The sequence below is a fragment of the Balneolales bacterium ANBcel1 genome (assembly GCA_029688905.1).
Taxonomy (GTDB): domain Bacteria; phylum Bacteroidota; class Rhodothermia; order Balneolales; family Natronogracilivirgulaceae; genus SLLW01.
Genome location: JARULB010000009.1, coordinates 46,854 through 63,784, shown reverse-complemented (window position 1 = coordinate 63,784; position 16,931 = coordinate 46,854). Strand labels below are relative to the sequence as shown.

Sequence of the window (16,931 nt, the reverse complement as noted above, 5' to 3'; positions counted from 1 at the left end):
ATTCGGCAATATCCAGTACCGACTTGGCGTCACCCACGTTCTGCAGAGCCTGACTCAGGCCCGTGACACGGCTGTTCAATTTGGTGGCAATAGAGTAGCCGGCGGCATCGTCTTCGGCGCGGTTGATCCGAAGGCCGGTCGACATGCGCAGCTGGTTTTCGGCCAGGCCACGGTTGATACGGTTCAGAGAAAGCTGTGAGTTTAATGACTGAATATTGGTACTGACCCTGTTCAGATCTCCAAAAGTGGACATATCTATATCTTTGATTTGAAGAGTTAATAGTGGATTTGTGCCGCTTTACTGTGTCTGATAGTTCCCATATATATCGGATGCTACCATGCGGTTCTTGAGAAAAATCGGCCACAGAAGCACAATATGCAGGAAATATCAGATTATTAACGGGTTAGCTGAGGGTGGCGAGGATCGGTTTGGATGCTTCTGGAAAAAGAGCGGTGGCGATGTGATACGATTCGTCTCTCTGGTTATTCACGCCGGGTTCATATCATAAAAAAAGCCGGATGTCGCGATGACACCCGGCTTTCGAAGGCCGCCGGCAGGAGATAACGGTGCCGGCCGGAATGGTTCGGTATTTGGATCCGTCGGTTTAGCCGAGGAATCCGAGCACGGACTGCGGACCCATATTGGCTTGCGCCAGGGCCGAAGTCGCGGTTTGCTGCAGGATCTGCAATCTCACGGACTCGCTCTGCTCCTTGGCAAAGTCGGTGTCCATGATCCGGCTCACCGCAGACTGGTTGGCGCTGATGCCCTGAGAAAGAGTCACTTCGCGCACACTCAGTGATGACTGGGCGATACCGATGTCGTTCACACGCTCGGACATGCTGTCGATCGCACTGTCGATTGCGCTGATGAAGGCCCGGAAGTCGGCGGAGTTTGCTGCGGGAGCATTGGCCCCGGTACCAGCCGTAAACATCAGTGAGCCCTGACTGCCGGCTGTTGCAGCGGTTGCCTGAATGGCAGCACCACCGGCGGTAGCTCCACCGGAAGAAGCGCCAAGATTCACATCGGAGCCGCTGGTGAAGAGCTGACCGACATTGACGGCATTGATTTCAGTTTGCAGGGTATCTTCGGCCCGTTCACCGACCTGGAAGGTCAGTGTCAAGTTACCGGTATTATCCGATCCGTTGAGCAGATCGAAGTCCTGGAAGACGGTCTGGTTGGCGATTTCGTTGATATCATCACCCAACGCCTTGATCTGCTCGCCAATGTAGCCCCGCTCGGTATCGCCGAGGGTGTCGTTGGCCGCCTGGGTAGCCAGGCCTTTCATTTCGATCAGGTTGTCCATGATGGTATCGAAACTGGATTCGGCAATATCCAGTACGGACTTTGCGTCACCCACGTTTTGCAGAGCCTGGCTCAGGCCCGCGACACGGCTGTTCAATTTGGTTGCAATAGAATAGCCGGCGGCATCGTCTTCGGCGCGGTTGATCCGCAAACCGGTCGACATACGCAGCTGGTTTTCAGCCAAACCGCGGTTAATGCGATTCAGCGAAAGCTGTGAATCCAACGATTGAATGTTGGTATTCACTCTGTTAAGATCACCAAAGCTTGACATAATGTGCTCCTTGTTTAGATCTGATTTAAGGTTTTGGATCGATGAGCGGATCTCACTATTTCCAATGTTAACAGGGTTATCGGGCGAGTCTGCGCCAGATTAAATTTTTTCTTGACTTCTAATTAATTTTTTAACAAAAAAAAGCCTTTCAAGCAGGACCTGAAAGGCTTTTCATTTGTCATCCGGAGTGTAACCGTCATCGTTTCCCCCATATGGATAGGAGGGGTCACGAATCAGGTTTCTCCAGATATCTTTTACCAGTTCTTCACGATATTCCTGGCTATCCAGGTTATCCCAGAAACCCAAGGACCGACTGCGGTCCCATATTTGCCTGCGCAAGCGCAGAGGTTGCGGTTTGCTGAAGAATCTGGAGCCGCACGGACTCGCTCTGCTCTTTGGCAAAGTCGGTGTCCATGATCCGGCTTACCGCAGACTGGTTGGCGCTGATGCCCTGCGAAAGGGTCACTTCACGCACACTCAGCGACGACTGGGCGATACCAATGTCGTTCACACGCTCGGACATGCCGTCAATGGCACTGTCAATGGCGCTGATGAAGGACCGGAAGTCGGCCGATGTGACATCATCATGGAACGCCAATGCGCCCTGTTCGGAGGAACCGGCACTGGTAGCGGTGATCGCCGCACCATCCGCAACACCGCCGCCGCCACTGGTAGCGGCACCGAGGTTAGCAGTTCCGGAAGTGCTTCCGGCAAACAACTGGCCGACGTTCACTGCGGATATATTTGTTACCAGCGTATCATCAGCACGCTCACCGACCTGGAAGGTCAGGCTCAGCGAACCGGTGTTGCCGGTACCGTTGAGCAGGTCGAAGTCCTGGAAGACAGTCTGGTTGGCGATTTCGTTGATATCATCACCCAACGACTTGATCTGATCGCCAATGTATCCCCGCTCGGTGTCACCGAGGGTATCGTTGGCCGCCTGGGTAGCCAGGCCTTTCATTTCGATCAGGTTGTCCATGATGGTATCGAAACTGGATTCGGCAATGTCCAGAACGGACTTTGCGTCACCCACGTTTTGCAGGGCCTGGTCCAGGCCCGCGACACGGCTGTTCAATTTGGTTGCAATAGAATAGCCGGCGGCATCGTCTTCGGCGCGGTTGATCCGCAAACCGGTCGACATACGAAGCTGGTTTTCAGCCAAACCGCGGTTGATGCGGTTCAGCGAAAGCTGTGAATCCATCGACTGAATATTGGTATTCACTCTGTTAAGATCACCAAAGCTTGACATAGGGTACTCCTTGGTTTGTTTGGATTAGCGAAATGGTTGAACTAATGCGATTGTTCGCTACCCCACTTATCGAAGCAGGCTTTTTAATCTTAAATTTTTATTAGAAAAAATTAATGTTACATGTTTTATTAAGCTTCTTTAACCTTATTTAAGGGTGTTATTTTCTAGTGATTTACACGATAACTGAGAAGGGAGGTGCAATCGATCCTGGAAGAGAGGGTTTGAGGCAAAAAGCCAGTTTTATATAAAAAAAAAGCCCTCCGGCTATGACCGGAGGGCTGATCGGATGAAGTTTTCCGTTGCCGGAAAGGGATATTGGGCGTGATCCCGTATGCTTCATCCGCGGGGGGGATATATTAAAACTTACCCAAGAAATCCGAGAACCGACTGCGGACCCATATTGGCCTGTGCCAGGGCCGAGGTAGCGGTCTGCTGCAGGATTTGGAGCCTCACGGACTCACTCTGTTCCTTGGCAAAGTCGGTGTCCATGATCCGGCTTACCGCAGACTGGTTGGCGCTAATGCCCTGTGAAAGGGTCACCTCGCGCACACTCAGCGACGACTGGGTGATACCTATTTGGTTGACACGCTCCGACATGCGGTCAATCGCCTGGTCGATGGCTCCCAGAAAGGCCCGGAAATCATCCGATTCGGCGGAGATGTCGCTACCATCGGGATTACTGTTGAATACCAATCGGCCCTGAACGCTTTCCGTTGTATTGATCGTAATGTTTCCGATGGCGGTAGCCGTGCCCTCGGCACCGGCGGTGAAGCCCATGACATTGTCGCCGGTAGTATCAAACAGCGTGGAAACATTCACAGCACTGATGGTACTGGTGAGCGTGTCGTTGACGCGTTCACCCACCTGGAAGGTGAGACTGAGATCACCGGTATAGCCTCCGTCCTCTCCGTTGAGCAGGTCGAAATCCTGAAATACGGTCTGATTGGCGATTTCATTGATATCGTCGGCGAGTCCGCCTATCTGCTCACCGATATATACACGCTCTTCGTTGCCAAGCGCGTTGCTGGCGGCCTGGGTAGCCAGACCCTTCATCTCGATCAGGTTATCCATAATGGTGTCGAAGCTGGCTTCGGCAATGTCGAGAATGGACTTGGCGTCACCTACATTCTGCAAGGCCTGGTTGAGGCCGGTAACGCGGCTGTTCAGTTTGGTTGCGATGGAGTACCCGGCGGCATCGTCTTCGGCGCGGTTGATCCTGAGGCCGGTTGACATTCGCAGCTGATTCTCTGCTATTCCCCGGTTGATCCGGTTCAGTGAAAGCTGGGAATCCAGCGACTGAATATTCGTATTTACGCGGTTGATATCTCCAAAAGTTGACATAATTCTTCCCCGGTTGTTGTGTGTTAAATTTGCCCAATTTAAGTGGTTTGCCCAATATTCATTGAAACGGTGCTGCGTTGCCGAGCCTGCTGCCCGACTGTTTCAATGTTGATTTACCCCAGTTATCGAGTCGCGTTTTTCCATCTTAAATTTTTTTTCGATTTCATGGTTATCCACAGCTGTGGATACTACTCATTCTGCAATGGCTGAGTGCTGTTTTTTCGTAAAATTCGACAAATTCAGAGTGGTTTTTACACTATTTGACTGTTGGGATTTGACCTTTGTTTTTTGTAGTTTTCACATCCGGTCAGAACTGTTATCCAGGTATTCTGTCGCATGCCGTTTCAGTCTGTAATGTCAGGACACGGCCTCCTGTCTAATGGAAAGGTGACCCGGCAGTGGGGTGAAGTAATATTGTGTGTTGCCATCAGATCAGCTACCGGCTTATTCAAGTGCCCATGAAAGAGCGGAAAATCAGTCAGCAAATGAGAAACAGGATCTTATCCGGGGATCTTGAGTTTGATCGGTTTTTTTGGGAAGTGGATGAGGAGACCTCGCCGGTATATCAATTGCTCCGCCAGATGGAGGAATTATCGTGCCGCCACCGCAAACTCAAGCAGGAGTCGGATGCCCGGAAAAGTGTACTCAGGCTTACTACTCACGATCTGATGTCGCCGCTCAATGCCATAAAGGGGTATCTCGATCTGATGAAGTTCTGCCTCAATACCAACGCCGATCTCGAACAGCTTGCCGGGTATCGGTCCAAGATCAAAAGCGGTGTCGAAGATATCTCCAGTATCTTGCAGCAGGTACGGGAAATGGGAAAACAGGATGAATACGAGGATTATATCGCACTGGATGTGGACCTCAACTGGGTGGTGCGTGATGTTTGTGATGTGATGGAGGGCGCGGCACTTGCAAAAGAGCACAAGCTTGAGTGCATCCAGACCAGCCAGCCGGTCTATGTTTCTGCCGACCTCTCCCGATTGAAACGAATTCTGTTCAACCTGATTACAAACTCCATCAAATATACCTCAAGGGGCGGAGAAATAACCGTCAGCGTGGAGAACAATGATGCCGAAGCCAGGATCATTGTAGCCGATAACGGATTGGGAATCCCCCGAGAGTCGTTCAAGGATATCTTCCGCCCGGATAAGAAACTGCATCTCTGTGGTACCGAAAACGAAAGCTCATCCGGTCTCGGGCTCTACATAAGCACTCACTTCGCCGCACAAATGAACGGACGCATCACCCTGGAAAGCGAAGTTGAAGAGGGCTCCCGTTTTTCGCTGCACCTGCCGCTTAGCAGCAGCGAATCCAGCCAGAACTTCTAATCCCTCCCTATATCACTGTATAAAATTGTCTGCCGGTCTTAAGCGGCGATTTTTCAATGGCGTTCAGATACATGCGGTGCCTGACCTGGTCCAGCAACTCCTCTCTGATGAGTTGCGGACGAAAAAGTGAAAGTCCCGAGAGTTGTCTCTCCTCTCTGAAACCGGCAATGATGTACATGATCTCCTGATGACCCGGAGTCAGAAAAAAGTCCACCAGCTCCCGGAACCGGTCATCCATTAAAAGGTGAAATATCTCCGGAGTACCGGGCAGCAATCGCCCTTCGTTTTCAGTCTCTTCTGTCTGCTGCTCCTGTTTATCTTCTTTGTCGTCGGTCAGAGTGCCATCTTCCGGCAATCGGAATGCCGCCGCAAGTCCCCGCTGCTGGTATGGATGGATGCCTGCGATAGCCGGAACTCCTTCGGCAGGTTGTACCGTGGTCTGTGCTGTTGGAGAAGCAAAGTTGGATAACATGGCGGGGCTGGCAGGGGGCAGCGGCTATATTGGGCATCTACGAAACGTCTCTCTATTATCGGCAGTTTCTCAATTTTGATAAGCCTGCAGTCGGGTGCAGGATGATATGGCAGCCAAAAAGAAGCTGCGCCTTTTATCCTGTCTGCTCTTGAGGGGCTGCGGATTGCCGGCCTATATGTACGAAATTTCGTCCCCGCTCTTCATCCAGTATTTGTCGGGAGCCCATTCCAGGATGCTTCCATTCCGCTTTTTGATCCACTGAAATTCGAAATAGGTGTTTGCCGGGAGTTTGAGCTGTATCTCCCAGGTGGGGTAGGAGGAGGGGTCGAGCGGACCAATCGCCTTGTCGGGATTCCAGGCGCCCAGTTCAGGGATATTTCCAACAAGATACACCTGCTCACCCATAACCGTTTCCACCAGTACATCTATAATAGTGTTCTCGGCTTCGATGGCGGGCTGAAGGTCGGTGGGCGCCAGCCAGTAAAAGCCATACGGCTCCATGACGATTTCATCAAAGCTGAAATGGAGCGTGCGACCCGAGAAGCGATCATAATACACCCGGCGTTTCCACTCGTCCGGAAGGATGGAGGTCGGGATGTGCACGGGCTCCCTGGAGAAGTTGGAGAGAAAAAGCACGCTGTCGTCACCGCAATGCCGTTCAAAGCAAAACACAGAGTCGATATCCAGGATCAGCAGATGGTCGGATGACGAGCCGTGGATGGCTCTGGTTTTCTTCCGCGAATCGACCAGTTTGCGAAACTCATTGAACAGGCGGTGTTCGATGGTGCCGGGCATGTTGCGCAGCTCGACCTTGTCCCAGTCCATAGCCGGACGATGAACCCAGCGGTTGTCTCGCATCTTCAGAGGGTTGGAGAGATAGCGGTACTCGTTGGTCTGTCCGATCTCATCGCCCATGTAAATCAGGGGGATGCCCTTCCAGCTGAAGATAATATTGTTGATGAGCATAATGCGCTTTACGGCATCGTCGATCCCAAGGTCTTCGGCCTCGACCATGGCCTTCTGCAGCCCGGAGAGCGACGCCATGGTACCCGATACCCGGGCTTCACCGGAGTAGTAATCACGCTGAAAGGCGTACCCTTCGGCGTAGCTGCCGGCCAGCTTGCCCGTGTAGAAATCGGTGCAGAACATACGGGTGTCGTGTCCGTTCTGTTGGACCGCGCCCGCGAATTCATCCGAAATCCCCCACCCGATATCGTCATGGCACCGCATATAATTGACCCAGGAGGTGTTTTTCGGGGCCCGTGGCAGGCTTTTGAGCGCAGTGCGCAGCAGATGGGTGTTTTCGGATGCCAGCGCATGCCAGACATGCGACATCAGCGTGGCGTTGTAGGCAAGGTCGCACTCTTTGCCTTCGAATCCGTTGATGCCCAGATAGCGAACGATTTCCTCCGGACCCACAATCGCCTCCGCTTTAAATAATACTCCCGGAGAGATGATGCGGAGCAGTGCGCGGTAGGCCTGCAGCAGATGGTGCGCTTCGTCCTGGTTCTGGCAGTGCGTGCCCAGCTTTTTCCACAGATAGGGGACCGCGTCCAGCCTCAGGCAGTCGGCTCCGGTGTTGATCAGGTGCACCATCTCATCAAACATGGCGTGAAACACGTCGGGATTGGCGTAGTTCAGATCCCACTGAAACTCATAGAACGTGGTCCACACCCATTTGTCGATCTGCGGGTAATAACTGAAGTTGCCGGGTGCGAAATCGGGGAACACCTCGATCAGGTGCTGTTCGTACATGTCGGGTATGCTCCGGTCGTCGAACATGTGGTAGAACTTCTGATAGCGGGGGTGGCCGCTCATGGCCGCCTGGGCCCAGCCGTGTTCCTTGGCGGTGTGGTTCATCACGAAATCCAGCACCAGGTTGATGCCCTCGTTATGCAGCATGCGTGATGTTTTGCGCAGGTCGTCGTAGGTTCCGAGGCGGCGGTCCACATCGCGGTAATTTTGCACGGCATACCCGCCGTCATTGAGGCCGTCCCGCGGCCTGAGAAGGGGCATCAGATGCAGAAAGTTGATGCCCAGCTCCTTGAGGTAGGGGATCTTGTCGCGCAGTTTTTTCAGGTCGCCGGCAAACAGGTCGACATACAACACACCGCCCACCAGCTCTTCGCTTTGAAACCAGAGCGGATTCTTTTCACGCTCCAGATCGAGCTCCCGCATGTCCTTCTTCCGGTCCTGCAGACCCTGAAGGATGGAATTGAACAGGCGGATTATCCAGTGCTGCTGCTCGTAGCCGTCACCGTAGATCGTGGTGTAAAACCGCCAGAAATCGTCGAAGTTTTTCCGGATTCGGTTCTTCAAATACGGATAGCGATGGTAATGCTGTTCGTATCGATTCAGGATATCCCGTTTCATGAGCGCCCGCTTGTCGCCCGCTTTCCACGCTTCCCGTGAGATAGTGAGCGGAATATACTGCGAGACCGATCTGGGATTCCAGGTTTTTAATGCCATGTAAAAAAGAGGTGATCTGTCAGGTTAGGGAATTGATGATGGCGGATGGAAGCTCGGGCATGGCCCCTTTTCGAGCGGAAACCTGGGCGGCGTACTTGTTGGCGACCGACAGGCTGACATCCAACGGGGAATTTCGCAATAAATGATGAGTAAGGGAAGCGGTAAATGCATCTCCGACGCCAACGGAGTCGCCGCTGGAATTTTCTACCGGATGGATGGGCTCCACCAGATGCTGTTCGGGAGTCATCAGCTCCGCTCCCTCCCTGCCCTTGGTCAGGCAGAGAATGCGAACCCCTTTCTCGTTGAACAGCCAGCTTTTCAGGTCCGTTACCCCGAACATCTCCCCGATATGGCTCCATTCGTCCTGATTCAGTTTCACCACATCGGCCATTTCCAGTGTTTCCAGAATCACTTTTTCGGAATAGTGGGGTGCACGAAGATTGATGTCGGCGATTTTGAGGCAGTCGCCGGAGGTCAGGTTGATAAACTCACGGATGGTCCGCCGGGTGACATCGTTTCTTTGGGCGAGTGTTCCGAAACAGACGGCATCCGCTTCGCGGGCCAGATCCTGAAGCTCAGAGGTAAGCGACAGACGATCCCATGCCACGCCTTCTGGAATATCGTAGGAGGCTTCGCCGTTGGTCATGGTGACCTCCACCGTTCCCGTGGGCACCCGGTCATCTTCCTGAATAAATGTGGTGTCGAGTCCGCAGGATTTTAAAACATTGAGCAGCTCGGTTCCGTCCTCATCGTTGCCGACGCGGCTCACGGGAACCCCGCGGTTGCCGAGCATGGTCGCATGAAACGACACGTTAGCGGGAGCGCCGCCGGCCCGTTTGTACTCCGGAAACACATCCCATAACACTTCCCCTATTCCTGCGATGATCGGTTTTTTCATAGAATAACTCCGTTTTTGCAAAATAATGGAATGGACAGTTGGCTATGTCTATAACAGACGCTTGCGCAGGGATGTTCCGTCGGCCCGGATTCTGTTCTGCCGGAAGGGGAAATCCGGGGAGCGCATGGAACTAACAGAGCTGTGGATGGGGATGACGGCCCTGCCGCAAGACTCAATCGGGCAGGGATGTCGCGGCGGCGGGATCGGCCTCTTGCTCGCTTTTCCAGGAACCGAGCCAGCTGCGCAGTCGGTCGAAGGCGGAAGTCACCGATACATACACCACCGGAATGAATACAAGGGTGATGAGGGACGATACGGCGAGGCCGCCGATCACCACGCGGGCCAGGGATGCCTGGATTTCGCCTCCGGCACCGGTACCCAGCGACAGGGGAACCATGGCCAGAATGGTGGTAAGGGTGGTCATCATGATGGGCCTCAGGCGCAGTTTGCCCGCTTCGACGACCGCCCGGTAGAGCGGGAGGTCTTGCTCGCGCCTCATCAGGTTGATGTAGTCGACCAGAACGATCGCGTTGTTGACCACAATGCCGATCAGCATCACCATTCCCATGAAGCTCTGCATGTTGAGGGTGGTGCCGGTGAGCAGGAGTGCGGGAACAACCCCGATAAGTGCCAGCGGCACCGAAAACATGACAATCAGCGGATCAATGAACCGCTCGAATTGCGCTGCCATCACCATGTAGATCAAAACCAGAGCCATAATAATGGAGAGGGTGAAGTCGCGCTGCGCCTGCTGCTGTTCCTCGTACTCGCCGCCGAAATAGACCGAAAAACCGTCCGGCATCGGGAATTCCGCCAGAGCTTCTTCCATCCTGGCCACCGCGTCGCCCAGGGCTACCCCGCTCTCCAGGTTTGCGGTGATGTAGGTGACCCGCTGGTTGTTCACCCGGTTGATATTCTCCGGCATGCGGGTGTACTCCTGACTGGCCACCGACGAGACCGGCAGGATGGTACCGTTGGCGCTGCGGATGGAGATATTGTCGAGATCCAGCGCGGAGAGCCGGTCTTCAGGCCGCAGCCGCACCGTTATGGGCCACTCCTCGGCATCCACCCGGAACACGCCGGCCTGGGTACCGCCGATGTTGGTCTGAATGGCACGGGCGACATCACTGACTCCGATCCCCAGACGGGAGATCCGCTCCCGATCGAACCGGATGTCCTGCTGCGGATTGCCTTCGCCACGGTCGGTTTCGACATCGGTAACGCCGGGCAGCCGTTCCAGAACGGTTATCAATTCACGGGAAAGCTGGGCCGCCTGCTCCAGGTTGTTGCCGCGCAGCTGAATTTGTAGCGATTCGCCGCCGTCGTCGTCTCCGCCGCCACCGCCACCGCCGAACACCCGGCGCAGCACCCACAGGCCCGAGCGGGCCGAAACCCGGATGTCCGCTCCCGGGATCACCCCGTGCAGTTTTTCACGCAGTTCGTCGGCGATATCGGCACTGGCGATTCTCCGCTGGTCGGGCGGACGGAGGGTTATGTCAATGCGGCCATTGCCGTTGCGCACATCCTTGGAATAATAGACCACCTCATCCTGCGGAACCACCGACTGCACGATCTGGTCCAGTTCCTCAAGATACTGGTGGATGACGGCGATATTGGTTCCATCGGCCATGGTCATTCGCACGCGCACCTCGTCGGCGTCCACCTGGGGGGTGAGTTCGTAGGGGATGGTCCGGAAGCCGAAAACAGCCAGACCAAAAAGCACCAGCACCCCGCCAAAGACAATCAGCTTTCGCTGCAGTACCCGCTCCAGCATGTGGGCATAGCCGTTTTCCAGCTTCTCAAACATGCGCTGATAGCGTGACCGCTTGTCGGGATCCGGATCGTCCGGCTGGACCGACAGAATCTTGCTGCTCATCATGGGCACCAGGGTGAGGGCGACAACCAGGGAGCAGAGCAGCGCGAACACCACGACGATTGCCAGCTCCTGGAACAGCAGTCCGGTGATGGTCTGCATGAAAACGACCGGCAGGAAGATGACAGAGGTGGTAAGCGTGGCCGCGACAATCGCTCCGGATACCTGCCGGGTACCGATCAGCGCGCTTTGTTTGCGGGATTTTCCGTTTTGCCGCTGCCGGACAATGTTCTCCAGCACCACGATGGCGTTGTCGACAATCAGTCCGACGCCGAGGGCCAATCCGCCGAAACTCATCTGGTTGAGCGTGAGTCCGCCGAAATAGAGCAGTGCGAAGGTGGCGATTATGGAGATGGGGATGGAGATGCCGATGATGAGGGTGGTCGAGCCGTTCCGGAGGAAGGCAAAAAGCACTATGATCGCCAGGATGCCGCCCCAAAGCGCGGCGTTCCGCACGTTGTCGATCGACGACTGGATGAAATCGCTTTGATCGGTGATGATGCGGAGCTCAAGGTCGGAGCGTGTCCGGTTGATGCGGTCCACCTCGCTCCGGATGCCCTCCGCCACGGCCACCGTATTGGCGCCGGTCTGTTTCCGTATGCCGAAACGGATGGTCGGCTGCTCGTCGATTTCGATATAGCGCCAGATATCCTGGTACCCTTCGCGGACATTGGCCACATCGCCGATACGAATCGGTGCGCCGTCGACGATTGTAATCACGGTCTGCGCTATGTCCTCGACACGTTCGTACTCTCCAAGCGATCGCACGTAGAGATCGCTCAGTCCGTCTTTCACGTTGCCGCCGGGCAGGGTTATGTTTTCGCGGCCGATGGCCTGGACCACATCGGCGGCGGTCAGTTCGCTGGAGATCAGCCGTTCGCGGATCAGGTCGATCTGTATCTCGCGGTAAATACCGCCCCAGATATCGATGGCACCCACTCCGGGAATCTGTTCAAAATTCTTGGTGACGTCCCGTTCCAGGATGCGCGTCAGTTCCGAGAGTTCGCGCGCCGACCGGGCGCCTACAATCACAATCGGGGCATCGTTCGGGTCGAATTTCCAGATCCGCGGCGGGTCGGCGTCCTCCGGCAGGTTGTTGCGCAGGCGGTCCAGGGATGCGCGCACATCGTTGGTGGCCTCGTCGATATTGGTGCCCTGGGAGAAGTTGAGTGTTACCCAGCTGCTGCCTTCCGACGAGCGCGAAGTCAATCGTTCGACGTTGGCGATGCCGGCCAGGGAGTTTTCGACCTGTTCGGTGACCAGCTGTTCCATCTCCTCCGGACCCACGTTGCTGTAGAATACCGCGACCGTGAGCTGCGGGTATTCAATAGGGGGGAGAAGGTCGATGGGCAGGTAGCGGAAACCGAGGGTGCCGAGGGTGATGACGATCAAAAAGACCATCATCGTGGTTACCGGCCTGGCGACAGAACGTTCGGTTATGGACATGGCATTTGTGCGTTATTGGAAAACGATGGATGGGCGCGGCAGCATGCGAGGCCGATAATGCGGCTCGCGGCTCCGCGTCAGGCTTCGGCAGAGTCGCTGCTGGCCTGTGAGGCCATTTTCCGCTCGATGATATCAAACAGGTCACGGCTCTGGATTTCCTGCAGATTGATGATGTGATCCCACGAAACGGGCCGGACATAGGCTTCCTCGGAACCCCGGACCAGCAGATTCTGCCCCAGCGTAACCACCCAGCTGTCCTGGGGAATCCCTTCAACTCCGGTGATCAGCCGTCCGCGGGCTACTATCTGGATGGGGACAAATTGTACCGATGCCGGGCCGATCAGCTCGTCCGGCGGCTCATCTCCATCAAACAAAAGTTCCTGGCCGGTTCTTTCCGCCACATAGATACCGTTTTGGCCGCGGTCGGGGTGGTAGTAGATCGCGTTGTTGGGCACCAGTACGGAGCGTTCGCTTTCGGCATAGCGGATGTTCACCGACACGAACATGCCGGATCGGAGGATGCGATCGGGATTGTCTACCTCGATCTCCGCCGTGGTAGTATGGGTTACCGGATTGAGGAACGGGGAGATCCGGGTGATGGTGCCGTCCACCACACCGCCGTTGCCGGGCGATGAGATGGTAGCGGGATGTCCGGAGCGGATATAGCCGGTCATGGCTTCGGTCAGGGTCAGTTCGACCTTCATCTGGCCGGGGTCGCCAATCTGGAACAGCCGGGTGGACGGATTGGCCTGCTGACCAATTTCGGCATTCCGTAACCCCACATAGCCGCTTACAGGCGCGCGAATTACCGTGTTCTCAAGTTCGTTTTGGCGCTCATCGATCACCGACTCCGCCTGATTCATCTGGGCGATGTTCAGCTCCAGGGTGGCGTCGGCGGCTTCCACCTCCGCTTCGAGATTCTGCAGCGCGGCGTCGGTTTCGAGCTCCCGGCTGTGCAGCTGCTGCACCCGCTCCAGTTCCAGCCGCTGCCGGTTGAGCCGCGCTTCCGCCTGCCGGACCTGGGCCCGGGCAATCTGGTGCCCCGCTTCCGCCTGTCGCAACCGCTCGCGCGCTTCGTTGTCGCGCAATCTGACCAGCACCTGGCCTTGCTCCACATAATCCCCGTTGTTGACCAGTACCTCGGTGACGGGCGCCGTGATTTCCGGATAGATGTCCACCTGATTGCGTGCACGCACCACCCCGGTCAGTGTCTCTTCCAGCGGAAGGCTTCCGGTAACCACCTGAACCGCTTCCACCGTAGGAGGCCGTGCATTGTTCCACCCGTTGTTGCCATTTTCATCGCTGCCGGAACAGCCGGCCAGGACAAGCAGCATGACAAAGGTAAGTAACGAAATGAGATTTTTTTGGATGGATATTTGCATGGTGGTGAATTCGGGAAAGCCGGAGTGGCCCGGCAAATTGCGCTCCAGGAGGCGTTTGCAGCCGGTAAGGTATGTAGCATGACCGGCATGCACGGTAACGGTAACAACCATTTGGACGAAAAATACTCCAATTGGTTGGAAGTTTTTTGTAAAAGGTTTTTAAAATAATTAATAATATGCGATTAGGGGTAGTATGGCTGCAAAATGGCGACAGCCACGGCTGGCCGGCCCGACAAGCGCTCCTGGCACCGTCAGCAGGTCACCGGTATACTTCCGACCACTCCAGGTACCGGTTCCGCACCTCTTCAATGTGTTTGCGGATGTTGCCTTTCTCCCAGTGGCTGGAGTCGATGGGCGGATGGAAGTGCACCGTTACCGTTCCCGGCAGGGTGACCAGCGATTTCCCGGGGCACAGCTCGTACGCGCCTTCTATATATATAGGGATGATGGGATATCCGAGATCCATCGCCATGTGAAACGCCCCCGATTTGAAAGGGGCGATTTCGCCGGTTTCCGAACGGGTTCCTTCCGGAGCGAAAAAGAGCGAATTGCCGTTCTTTTTGACGTAGCGGGCTGCCTCTCTGAGCTGCGCAACCGATTTCCTCGAATCTTTGCGGTCGATCATGATCTGGCCGGAAAAGCGCGTGAGCACCCAGAAAAACGGATTGTAAAGCAATTCCCGTTTGGCGATGTAGCGAATGCCCGGCAGGAACAGGGAGACGATAATGAACAGGTCGAGGGTGGAACTGTGATTGATGAGGAAAATGGCCGGGTCCTTTGGCTTCTCGCCGTGGTACACTTTTTTAAAACGCACTCCGGCGACCGCAAGCGAGGAGGCCCCCATGATGTATCCGATCCAGTGGGTGAGAAAGGTGCTGAGGCGGCCGAGGGTCAGTATCGACACCACAATCGTGATTGCGCAGAGAACCGGCAGCAGCAACAGCATGTAGATCAGCGTGACGATCATGCGGATTTTTATGAAAATACCGGGATTGTGCTTCATCGGGGCTGGTTGTGTATGGTGTGAGGAAACAGATATGCGGGATTGGGTTGTGTGCCGCGGTTTGTACGGCCGGAACAGCAGAAGCGGTTTCGGTATCCGATCGGGGCCGGCGGACCGGCGGCATGGTTCCCGGACGTGTCACCGGCCGGAGTCCGTGCGGAACGGATGCTGCCGCAGGAGGTAACGATTTAACGGTTGATGGTACGGATTGCAAGATACGAAGGAGCCGCAACCGGAAAAAATCGTACCGCCGGCATCGCCGATTGTCTGTTAGCCCGGTAATTGGTAGTTTCAGGAACTCATGAAAATTAGCCAGATAAGGAGTGTTATGAACGAAGTGCAGACATTGGATCAAAAATATCATTTTCCCACCTACAAGCGGCTGCCCATTACGCTGAGCCACGGCAAGGGCGCCCGGGTCTGGGATACCGAAGGCAAAGAATATATCGACATGCTGGCGGGCATCGCGGTTAATGCCCTGGGTCACGCGCACCCGATGCTGGTCCATGCCGTCAAGAACCAGGCGGAGAAACTGATCCATGTCTCCAATTTCTACTCTACGGTTACGGCGGCCCGGCTGGTCGAAAAACTGGCGGGGATCAGCGGCCTGGATCGTGTATTTCTGTGCAACAGCGGGGTGGAGGCCATCGAGGGAGCCTATAAGACTGCGCGTAAAGTCGCCAACACCAAGGGGCGCAAGGGTCCCATCCTCTCCATGGAGGGGTGCTTTCACGGCCGCTCCATCGCCGGAATCGCTTCGGGGAAAGAGAAATACCAGCGGGGCTTTGAGCCGATGCCGGCGGGCTTCCGCCAGATCCCGTTCAACAGCCGCGAAGCGCTGGACGAGCACGTGGATGGTGATACGGCTGCCGTCATCATCGAGCCGATACAGGGCGAAGGGGGAATTCGTCCGGCAGACCCGGATTTTCTGCGCTATGCGCGAAAAAAATGTGATGAGCACGGCGCGCTGCTGATTTTCGACGAAATCCAGTGCGGGATCGGCCGGACCGGCGCCATGTTCGCCTGCGAGCACAGCGGCGTCAAACCCGATATCATGACCCTGGCCAAGGGATTGGGCGGGGGTGTGCCGATCGGTGCCATTCTTGCCACCGACGAGGTGGCTTCCAGCCTGAAGCCGGGCGAGCACGGAACCACGTTCGGCGGCAACCCGCTTGCATGCGCCGCGGCCCTGGCGGTGCTGAAGACTATTGAGCGGGACGGACTGGTGGAGCAGGCCGCCGGGAAGGGCGCTTACCTGCTGCAGCAGTTGAGGGAGAAGCTGAAGGGGCACTCGCTGGTCAAAGAGATCCGCGGGCAGGGCCTGATGGTGGGCGTGGAGCTCACGGTGGATGGCGGTCCGGTGATGAAAAAGATGGCCGAGTATGGCGTGCTGACCAATGCGGCGTCGGTGAATGTGATCCGGTTTGTGCCGCCGCTGGTGATATCGAAGGAAGACCTTGCCACCGCGGTGGAAGTGTTGCGGAAAGTGCTGGACGAGCAGGCCGGGTGACCGGGCCTGGCGGCCGGTACTGCTTCGGCAGAGGCGGAGAGGCCGGTCATGTTGCCGGCGGGTATGGAGGGATGTTCCGGTTTGCAAAAGACGCCGCCGGTTTACGAGCTAATGGAAAGGCTCGCAGTAGGTGGCGGAACGGGAGGCGGCACGGTCCGAAAATATGCAGACGGCAAGCGCCTGTTTTTTAACGCCGGATCCTGCCTGACGTTAAAAAAAAGCCGAAACAACTTGTTAGAGAAATTTAATGTTTTATATTAACCGGAAAAGGGATATTAGTCACTAATGCCAGGCTAAAAAAAGTAAAAGTATTGTGTAACAAATGAGTATCTGGGAACTCCTCTTAATAAATATAGGATAGATATGAGTCGGGCAGAGCC

At 55.5% G+C, this 16,931-nt stretch carries 13 protein-coding genes; 2 read left to right on the top strand and 11 right to left on the bottom strand.

What is annotated here, in order from left to right; all coding sequences use genetic code 11:
• The 5 genes from QA596_12215 to QA596_12195 form a co-directional block, all read right to left on the bottom strand.
• On the bottom strand, positions 1–253 hold a 253-nt coding region (locus QA596_12215), incomplete at its 3' end, for a flagellin (GenBank protein MDG5768222.1).
• A gap of 352 nt (positions 254–605) precedes the next feature.
• Positions 606–1,574 (bottom strand): flagellin, encoded by a 969-nt coding sequence (locus tag QA596_12210; protein ID MDG5768221.1) that lies wholly within the window; start codon positions 1,572–1,574, stop codon positions 606–608.
• A gap of 171 nt (positions 1,575–1,745) precedes the next feature.
• On the bottom strand, positions 1,746–1,880 hold the full coding sequence (locus tag QA596_12205) for a hypothetical protein (GenBank protein ID MDG5768220.1): 135 nt from the start codon (positions 1,878–1,880) through the stop codon (positions 1,746–1,748).
• Positions 1,864–2,823 carry a flagellin gene (locus QA596_12200; protein MDG5768219.1) on the bottom strand — a complete coding sequence of 320 codons (960 nt, stop codon included), beginning with the start codon at positions 2,821–2,823 and terminating at the stop codon, positions 1,864–1,866. The genes QA596_12205 and QA596_12200 overlap by 17 nt, the downstream gene beginning before the upstream one ends.
• 363 nt (positions 2,824–3,186) lie before the next feature.
• On the bottom strand, positions 3,187–4,164 hold the full coding sequence (locus tag QA596_12195) for a flagellin (protein MDG5768218.1): 978 nt from the start codon (positions 4,162–4,164) through the stop codon (positions 3,187–3,189).
• A gap of 485 nt (positions 4,165–4,649) precedes the next feature.
• On the opposite strand from QA596_12195, the gene QA596_12190 reads away from it, so the two are divergent.
• Positions 4,650–5,498, top strand: coding sequence for a HAMP domain-containing sensor histidine kinase (locus QA596_12190; protein ID MDG5768217.1), 849 nt, complete (start codon positions 4,650–4,652; stop codon positions 5,496–5,498).
• A gap of 7 nt (positions 5,499–5,505) precedes the next feature.
• Here the strand turns inward: QA596_12190 and QA596_12185 are convergent, their stop codons facing one another.
• From QA596_12185 to QA596_12160, 6 genes are all read right to left on the bottom strand, one after another.
• Positions 5,506–5,970: a hypothetical protein gene (locus QA596_12185; GenBank protein ID MDG5768216.1), complete on the bottom strand. Its 465-nt coding sequence runs from the start codon at positions 5,968–5,970 to the stop codon at positions 5,506–5,508.
• A 171-nt stretch (positions 5,971–6,141) separates the two neighbouring features.
• The gene (locus QA596_12180; protein MDG5768215.1) at positions 6,142–8,439 is read right to left on the bottom strand and encodes an alpha-amylase family glycosyl hydrolase; all 2,298 of its coding nucleotides are present in this window, start codon (positions 8,437–8,439) and stop codon (positions 6,142–6,144) included.
• A gap of 19 nt (positions 8,440–8,458) precedes the next feature.
• Positions 8,459–9,337, bottom strand: coding sequence for a carbohydrate kinase (locus tag QA596_12175; GenBank protein ID MDG5768214.1), 879 nt, complete (start codon positions 9,335–9,337; stop codon positions 8,459–8,461).
• A gap of 172 nt (positions 9,338–9,509) precedes the next feature.
• On the bottom strand, positions 9,510–12,656 hold the full coding sequence (locus QA596_12170) for an efflux RND transporter permease subunit (protein MDG5768213.1): 3,147 nt from the start codon (positions 12,654–12,656) through the stop codon (positions 9,510–9,512).
• A gap of 77 nt (positions 12,657–12,733) precedes the next feature.
• Positions 12,734–14,038 carry an efflux RND transporter periplasmic adaptor subunit gene (locus QA596_12165; GenBank protein ID MDG5768212.1) on the bottom strand — a complete coding sequence of 435 codons (1,305 nt, stop codon included), beginning with the start codon at positions 14,036–14,038 and terminating at the stop codon, positions 12,734–12,736.
• Positions 14,039–14,297: 259 nt separating this feature from the next.
• Positions 14,298–15,041, bottom strand: a complete 744-nt coding sequence (locus tag QA596_12160; protein MDG5768211.1) for a lysophospholipid acyltransferase family protein — start codon at positions 15,039–15,041, stop codon at positions 14,298–14,300.
• Positions 15,042–15,369: 328 nt separating this feature from the next.
• Here QA596_12160 and QA596_12155 point away from each other — a divergent pair, with 328 nt between their 5' ends.
• Positions 15,370–16,551, top strand: a complete 1,182-nt coding sequence (locus QA596_12155; protein MDG5768210.1) for an acetylornithine transaminase — start codon at positions 15,370–15,372, stop codon at positions 16,549–16,551.
• Positions 16,552–16,931 lie beyond the last annotated feature (380 nt).

Bases quoted from the DNA above. Each gene is read 5' to 3' on its own strand.
- QA596_12185 (MDG5768216.1), bottom strand. From the start codon at position 5,970: ATGTTATCCAACTTTGCTTCTCCAACAGCACAGACCACGGTACAACCT.
- QA596_12175 (MDG5768214.1), bottom strand. From the start codon at position 9,337: ATGAAAAAACCGATCATCGCAGGAATAGGGGAAGTGTTATGGGATGTG.
- QA596_12170 (MDG5768213.1), bottom strand. From the start codon at position 12,656: ATGTCCATAACCGAACGTTCTGTCGCCAGGCCGGTAACCACGATGATG.
- QA596_12210 (MDG5768221.1), bottom strand. From the start codon at position 1,574: ATGTCAAGCTTTGGTGATCTTAACAGAGTGAATACCAACATTCAATCG.
- QA596_12180 (MDG5768215.1), bottom strand. From the start codon at position 8,439: ATGGCATTAAAAACCTGGAATCCCAGATCGGTCTCGCAGTATATTCCG.
- QA596_12195 (MDG5768218.1), bottom strand. From the start codon at position 4,164: ATGTCAACTTTTGGAGATATCAACCGCGTAAATACGAATATTCAGTCG.
- QA596_12190 (MDG5768217.1), top strand. From the start codon at position 4,650: ATGAGAAACAGGATCTTATCCGGGGATCTTGAGTTTGATCGGTTTTTT.
- QA596_12165 (MDG5768212.1), bottom strand. From the start codon at position 14,038: ATGCAAATATCCATCCAAAAAAATCTCATTTCGTTACTTACCTTTGTC.
- QA596_12155 (MDG5768210.1), top strand. From the start codon at position 15,370: ATGAACGAAGTGCAGACATTGGATCAAAAATATCATTTTCCCACCTAC.
- QA596_12200 (MDG5768219.1), bottom strand. From the start codon at position 2,823: ATGTCAAGCTTTGGTGATCTTAACAGAGTGAATACCAATATTCAGTCG.
- QA596_12160 (MDG5768211.1), bottom strand. From the start codon at position 15,041: ATGAAGCACAATCCCGGTATTTTCATAAAAATCCGCATGATCGTCACG.